Annotated in this window: 1 protein-coding gene; it reads right to left on the bottom strand. The window is 46.8% G+C overall.

Translation table 11 applies throughout. The annotated features are described in order from the left end of the window. Window positions 1-280, bottom strand: a 280-nt coding sequence (locus B0E44_RS18855) for a hypothetical protein (protein ID WP_165688808.1), incomplete at both ends; no start/stop codon positions are given.

The raw sequence follows: 280 nt of genomic DNA, 5'->3' as shown, positions 1-280 counted from the left end.
CTGCAGTACAACCGTCTGCTCCTGGGAATCTTGTTCCTGTCTGATTCGTTGTATAATCCGTACCGTTCCAGGTGAAGGTCGCTCCCGAACAAATGGTTTGATTCGTTACTATATCTGCAGGTTTTGGCGTTACAGTCAAGTTCAACACTTGATCTGCCGTACAACCGTCTGCTCCTGGGAATCTTGTTCCTGTCTGATTCGTTGTATAATCCGTACCGTTCCAGGTGAAGGTCGCTCCCGAACAAATGGTTTGATTCGTTACTATATCTGCAGGTTTTGG

The organism is Flavobacterium sp. A45 (genome assembly GCF_002001005.1).
GTDB lineage: Bacteria > Bacteroidota > Bacteroidia > Flavobacteriales > Flavobacteriaceae > Flavobacterium.
Note: the sequence above shows the minus strand (reverse complement) of the source record. Positions and strands in the feature narration are given on the sequence as shown.